8 protein-coding genes are annotated in these 5,997 nt (G+C 39.0%); 3 read left to right on the forward strand and 5 right to left on the reverse strand.

The genetic code is table 11. The features are described 5' to 3' along the window. Together AC33VI_RS08645 and AC33VI_RS08650 are read right to left on the reverse strand one after the other, a co-directional pair. Nucleotides 1-1,245 (reverse strand): ABC-F family ATP-binding cassette domain-containing protein (locus tag AC33VI_RS08645; protein WP_491781863.1); only part of this gene is annotated, 1,245 nt, incomplete at its 3' end. Between the two features lie 105 nt (nucleotides 1,246-1,350). Next, nucleotides 1,351-2,607 carry a response regulator gene (locus AC33VI_RS08650; protein ID WP_491781864.1) on the reverse strand — a complete coding sequence of 419 codons (1,257 nt, stop codon included), beginning with the start codon at nucleotides 2,605-2,607 and terminating at the stop codon, nucleotides 1,351-1,353. A 76-nt stretch (nucleotides 2,608-2,683) separates the two neighbouring features. On the opposite strand from AC33VI_RS08650, the gene AC33VI_RS08655 reads away from it, so the two are divergent. After that, nucleotides 2,684-3,484: a TlyA family RNA methyltransferase gene (locus tag AC33VI_RS08655; protein ID WP_491781865.1), complete on the forward strand. Its 801-nt coding sequence runs from the start codon at nucleotides 2,684-2,686 to the stop codon at nucleotides 3,482-3,484. 31 nt (nucleotides 3,485-3,515) lie between these two features. On the opposite strand, the gene AC33VI_RS08660 is transcribed toward AC33VI_RS08655, so the two are convergent. Together AC33VI_RS08660 and AC33VI_RS08665 are read right to left on the reverse strand one after the other, a co-directional pair. Beyond that, nucleotides 3,516-3,908 (reverse strand): FHA domain-containing protein, encoded by a 393-nt coding sequence (locus AC33VI_RS08660; RefSeq protein ID WP_491781866.1) that lies wholly within the window; start codon nucleotides 3,906-3,908, stop codon nucleotides 3,516-3,518. Nucleotides 3,909-4,183: 275 nt separating this feature from the next. Continuing rightward, nucleotides 4,184-4,507: a phasin family protein gene (locus tag AC33VI_RS08665; RefSeq protein ID WP_491781867.1), complete on the reverse strand. Its 324-nt coding sequence runs from the start codon at nucleotides 4,505-4,507 to the stop codon at nucleotides 4,184-4,186. Between the two features lie 86 nt (nucleotides 4,508-4,593). On the opposite strand from AC33VI_RS08665, the gene AC33VI_RS08670 reads away from it, so the two are divergent. Together AC33VI_RS08670 and AC33VI_RS08675 are read left to right on the forward strand one after the other, a co-directional pair. Continuing rightward, nucleotides 4,594-4,917 carry a TIGR03792 family protein gene (locus tag AC33VI_RS08670; protein WP_491781868.1) on the forward strand — a complete coding sequence of 108 codons (324 nt, stop codon included), beginning with the start codon at nucleotides 4,594-4,596 and terminating at the stop codon, nucleotides 4,915-4,917. A 14-nt stretch (nucleotides 4,918-4,931) separates the two neighbouring features. Then, nucleotides 4,932-5,297, forward strand: coding sequence for a zinc ribbon domain-containing protein (locus tag AC33VI_RS08675; protein WP_491781869.1), 366 nt, complete (start codon nucleotides 4,932-4,934; stop codon nucleotides 5,295-5,297). Here the strand turns inward: AC33VI_RS08675 and AC33VI_RS08680 are convergent. Further along, a partial coding sequence (locus tag AC33VI_RS08680; protein WP_491781870.1) for a sensor histidine kinase occupies nucleotides 5,284-5,997 on the reverse strand: 714 nt, incomplete at its 5' end. The two genes, AC33VI_RS08675 and AC33VI_RS08680, sit on opposite strands and share 14 nt — an antisense overlap.

The following is a 5,997-nucleotide window of genomic DNA, read 5'->3' on the forward strand; positions in this document are numbered from 1 at the left end:
AATTTCCGCTACTTCTTTAATATATTCAATGACTCTTTGTTCTTGATTTAATGCGTCGAGTATATTATCGGAATGCTGATCGAAATAACCGATGTGGATGGTTTTACCAATTTCTACTGTCCCCCCGTCTGGTTCGATGCGACCTGTAATAATATTCATCAGGGTAGACTTACCCGCACCATTACCCCCAATAATGCCAATGCGATCGCTGGGAGTGAATTTATAAGTAAAATCTTGAAACAGAGTGCGATTTTTATAGCTTTTAGATACTCCTTCCAGTTCGATTACCTTTTTACCAATGCGTCTGCCTGGGGTATCGATTTCTACCTTTCCTTGAGCTTCTTTAAACTCTCGATTCTGCATTTCCCCAATGCGATCGATCCGCGCTTTTTGCTTGGTGCTGCGAGCTTTTGCCCCCCGTTTGAGCCATTCTAATTCCTTCCGCAACACTCCCTGTAGTTTGCGCTGGCTGCTGGCGACAGATTCTTCCTGCAAAGCTTTCTTTTCTAGATAGTAGGAGTAATTCCCCCCATAACTATACAAATCCCCTCGATCTATTTCTAAGATGCGATTGGTCACATTATCCAAAAAATAGCGATCGTGAGTAATTAACAAAATAGCACCGCTAAAACGGGCTAAATAGTCTTGCAACCATTCCACCGACTCGGCATCTAAATGGTTAGTCGGCTCGTCCATTAAGAGCAAATCTGGCTCGTTCAGCAAAGCAGTCGCTAAAGCAATCCGCTTGCGATATCCCCCCGAAAGATCTCCTACCTTCGCGTCAAAATCCTCAATACCCAGCTTGCTGAGAATAATCTTAGCTTTAGTTTCCAACTCCCACGCCCCGAGAGATTCCATTTTTTCCGAAACCTTTGCCAGTCGGGACATTAATGCTGATTGCTCGTCTTCTGTAGTAGCAGCTAACTTATGAGATAAGTCTTCATATTCCCTGACCAGGTTCATTTGTTCGCTACTATCGGCAAATACCTGATCGATTACCGTGTTATCTTCGTCTATTTCTGGCTGTTGGGGCAAATAAATGACTTTTGCTCCCGATTTTACCAAACGCTGTCCGCCGTCAGTTGGCTCGATCCCAGCAATCATCTTCAGTAAAGTAGACTTACCAGAGCCATTGACTCCAATTAACCCCACTTTTTCATTTGGCTCAACACTAAAGCTAGCATCTCGCAATATTTCTTTGATGCCGAAATCTTTTTTGATATTTTGTAGGGTTAAGATACTCACGATCGCTGGTTAATAACTAATTATTTATTACTCTTTATTTATTATGGGGTGTCTTGGACGGGGAAATTTTAACAATTGACATTTCAGTTTCCTATTTAGCTGTGATTAATGAAGGCGATCGCTATAATCCAATTCAGCAAAAATAATTTTAAAACAAGTTCCATGTTGTCGTTCCAATTTCATTTCTCCTTCTAGTTGCCTGGTTAAAACCCGCACCAAGCGCAATCCTAAAGATTCTGCTTCATCAAAATCAAAATCTTCGGGCAACCCCAACCCATCATCGGCAATAGTTAAAATTATTTTGCCCTCGTCAGCCCGTTGTAAACCGATCGAGATATTACCTTGTTCTCGATTTTTAAAAGCGTGTTCTAAAGCGTTAGTCACTAATTCATTAATAATCAAACCGCAAGAATTTGCCGTCTCAATATTGAGATAAATTTCTTGAGTGTTAACAATAAAATTAATTCCCTCGTAGCAGTTTACATGAGAAGTAAATATTTTATCTAGTAAGGCTTTAATATAAGAACCCAAATCAATTTCTTGTAGATTTTCCGAACGATATAATTGTTCGTGAACTAGTGCCATGGAAAAGATACGATCCTGACTATTTTTGAGAATTTTACGGATTTGTAAATCTTCAATACAGCTACCTTGAATTTCTAACAGGCTCGATACTACCAAAAGATTATTTTTAACTCGATGATAGATTTCTTTGAGTAATATTTCTTTTTCGTCTAAAGAATTTTTTAATCGATTTTCCGCTTGTTTGCGATCGACAATTTCTCTTTGTAGCTTGTGGTTGCTTTTAGCTAGCAAGACAGTTCTTTGTTTGACTCTTTGTTCTAATTCTAAATTCAAATCTTTCAGAGCTTTCTGAGCCGCAATTTTTTCTGCTACCTCTATTTTTAAAATTTCATTTTGACGACTCAAGGTTTTAGTCATATAACGCAGTTGCAGGTGAAGTTTAACTCTGGCTAAAACTTCTGCTGCCTGAATTGGTTTGGTAACATAGTCAACTGCTCCCATCTCAAAGCCTTTAAGTTTATCTTCCGTATCAGCCAGGGCTGTCATAAAAATCACTGGTATATCTTGAGTTTCAGGATCGCTTTTCAGACGACTACAAGTTTCATAACCGTCAATTCCTGGCATTAAAACATCCAACAGAATAATATCTGGTTGAGCATATTTAGCCCTTTTTAAACTACTTTCACCATCTTGAGATACCAAAACAGTTAAGCCAGAATCTTCTAAAAATTCGACAATTACCGATAGATTGGTAGGATTATCGTCAACAATTAAAATATTATGGTCTTTGAAATCGAATTGAAGATTAAATCCGTAGCTAGAGAACGTTTGAGTCATAGAACTCAATCCTTAATTATAGATATATGCTTGGGGTGGGTTAAACTGAAAGACAAACTATGAAGTAAGTTAAATATTGGCAAAACAACGATTAGATAAACTATTAGTCAGTCTCGAACTTTGTGATTCTCGTGCTTTGGCACAACGTTTGATTAGGGCGGGAAAAGTCAAGGTTAACCAAGAAATTGTCGATAAGCCAGGGACAGAGATCGAAACCACCGCTCAAATTGAGGTTAAAGCCCAGCCGCCCTATGTATCGCGGGGGGGTAAAAAGTTAAAGAAAGCCCTAGAAACCTTTACTATTTCAGTAAAAGATAGAATTTGCTTAGATGGAGGCATATCTACGGGGGGTTTCACTGACTGTTTGTTACAGTCTGGCGCGCAATTAGTTTATGGCGTAGATGTGGGATACGGACAGGTAGCCTGGAAAATTCGTCAAAGCGATCGCGTGATTTTAAAAGAAAGAACAAATATACGACATCTAACTCCTAAAGATTTGTATGGCGACGCTTCACGAGCAGATTTGGGCGTAATGGATGTATCTTTCATTTCTTTAACTAAAGTATTGCCTGCTTTTTGGAACTTATTGAACGAGCCAAAAGAAGTGGTGCTGCTAGTTAAGCCTCAATTTGAAGTAGGGCGCGATCGCATTGGTAAAAAAGGCGTAGTGCGTAACCCCGAAGATCGAGCTATGGCAATTTTACAAGTTTGGCAAGCTGCCCAAGCCCTGGGCTGGCATTACCAAGGGCTGACCGTGTCTCCCATTCAAGGACCAGCAGGTAATGTTGAATACTTGCTCTGGTTAAGGGGGATCGAATCCCCTAATTCTCGCTCTCTAGAATTAGCTCAAATCAAACAAATAATTGATGATGTGTAACTTTGATAATTAGTTTAAAGTCGGTTGACTTTTAACTAATTAAAGTATCTTTTGCTCCTTTAGGCTGTCTTCTTTTACGAGATATTTCTTCAGAATTATTAGAGCTATTTTCACCAGATTTTGCTTCAATTTTAATTAAAATTTTAGGGCCAGAACTAGCTAGTCTAAAAATCATACCATCAACTGCTTTGGTCTGTTCGACTCGTTTGCCGTCAATATAAGTACCATTAGAACCAATATTGACTACTTCCCATTCATTATGTCCCGATTTCTTAATCTCAACATGATGGCGAGATACCACAGCACTATATAGAACGACTTCATTGTTAGTGGCACGACCTATTTTAATGCTGGCTTCGTCGCGAAAAGTCCAGCTTTGGATTGCTACGGGTTGAAGAGGATGTAATAAGGTTAATGTAATCACAGATTTTTTCTTTTAGGGGAATTTAACTATCTAAAAATCTCAAAAAGTAAATTCTTTCGATACCAATTATCTCTTTTGTCTTGGTGGCGGGATGTTTGGAATCCATCTCTAATAAATTCTAGAGAAACTATTGTCGATCGCAATACTTTTGTACAATTTAATCTTCAGTAATTTTATCTATATTAAGAATGAAATGGGCGAGTTTACAATCTCAATATTATCTTATAGAAGCGATAGTGTCCGTTATCGAGTACTACTTTCCTTTTGAGATATTTTTAACGCCAATTCTTGTTTTCTAAATCCCTAATTTGACGTTCGAGGCGATCTATCCTACCGCGCAATTCATCCATTTCTGCTTGACGAGGTACGCCCAAATCTTGCAGCATATTTCTCATCTGTCTTTCTACTTGTTTTTGCACCCCATCAGATTCGGTATTGAGCTGCGACATCAGATCGTCCACAAAAGATTTAGCTTGATCTGGATTAATTCGTCCGTCTTTGACCCACTCGTCGCTAACTTCCTTGATTTTTTCTGCTACCAAAGAAGTCGTGCCAATACCTACCATGAGTAGTTGCTTTAACCAGTCTTTATTATCCATTACCCTATTACCTCAAATTTATTTACCATGTTATTAGATAGTAGAATAACGAACCATAGATATTTTGTGTTTCTTTGTAAAGTTATATGGTTATTGAATGGCTTCAGTTTACTGTAAATTCAGAGTTTCGAGAACAGTTTATCCAAGAAGATGAAAAAATCTGGACTGCCGCCCTGGCTACTTATCCAGGTTTTTTGGGTAAGGAAGTGTGGATCGAGCCGCAAAAAAGCGATCGCCTTGTTTTTACGATTCGCTGGCAGACTCGCGAACAATGGAAATCAATTCCCCAAAAAGATTTGGCGGCGATCGAGCAGGAGTTTTCCACCGTTATGAAGGAGAAAGGGATTGATTATAAAATGATTGAAAGCAAAGAATATCAAATCCGTAAATTTCTCAATCAACAACAATAAGCAAGTATCGTTGAATGTCTAACTGTCCTAGATGTAAAAAGCCTGTAGAAGATCGGGCGATAAATTGTCCCCATTGTAATAATCCTCTCAAAGCTTTCGGTCATCCTGGGATGCCCTTATATCAGTCTGAAGATAATAGCAGTTTGTGCGATCGCTGTACTTACGATCACGATGATAGTTGTAATTTCCCCCAACGTCCTTATGCTACAAGTTGTACCCTCTTTCACGATGCCTCTATGCCTTTAGTGCCTGAAGTGACTACTCCCAAAAGTCAAATGGGCTGGAGGGGAATCAAAAATCGTTTATATCGCCATCGAGGTTTAATTGCGATCGCTCTATTAGTTATAGTTAGCGTGGCACTGGCTGTTAACTCTCTTTAGTCGTAATAGCGGAGAGGAGTCCTTCTTTTGGGGACTGATATATGGGTAATTCAAACCAAAAGGTAGTACCAACTCCAACTTCACTATCTATATAAACTCTACTATTGTGTTTCTCAATAATATTCCTCACAATAGATAGTCCCAAACCAGTACCCTCTAAAGTATGGACTCGATTTTCTACTCTGAAAAAGCGTTCAAAAATAGCTTCTTTGTCTTCGGCTGAAATGCCAATTCCCGTATCGTTTACTTCGATTCTAACGGCGGGCATTCCCAAAGTATTGGATTCTGCTGGGGTTTGATAAGCCCTTACCGTCACATCTCCCCCTGAATTGGTGAATTTTAAGCTATTACCCACTAGGTTGGTGAGTACTTGAAGTAATAGATCGTAATTACCCACTACCAAGGGTAAATTGCTCTCTATATCTTGGTGAAGTTTGATATCTCGATCCTTGGCATTTAGCTGACAAGTTCTTAAGGTTTGTTCGATAGGTTGACTTAAATCAACTTCGCTGAGGTTATAGGTGCGAGAAGATTCTAAACGAGACAAGTCTAAGACATCGTTGACCAAACGAGTTAAGCGATCTGTTTCGTGGTTAGCAGTATCGAGAAATTCCTTGCGTTGTACTTGGGTCAAATCTTCTCCATATTCGGAGAGGGTTTCAATAAAAGATTTGATATTAAATAAAGGAGTCCTCAATTC

This window comes from Waterburya sp. (assembly GCF_058530065.1).

What these genes read in the sequence shown, in the direction of transcription:
- AC33VI_RS08650 (WP_491781864.1), bottom strand. Translation starts at nt 2,607, where the DNA reads ATGACTCAAACGTTCTCTAGCTACGGATTTAATCTTCAATTCGATTTC.
- AC33VI_RS08665 (WP_491781867.1), bottom strand. Translation starts at nt 4,507, where the DNA reads ATGGATAATAAAGACTGGTTAAAGCAACTACTCATGGTAGGTATTGGC.
- AC33VI_RS08670 (WP_491781868.1), top strand. Translation starts at nt 4,594, where the DNA reads ATGGTTATTGAATGGCTTCAGTTTACTGTAAATTCAGAGTTTCGAGAA.
- AC33VI_RS08675 (WP_491781869.1), top strand. Translation starts at nt 4,932, where the DNA reads ATGTCTAACTGTCCTAGATGTAAAAAGCCTGTAGAAGATCGGGCGATA.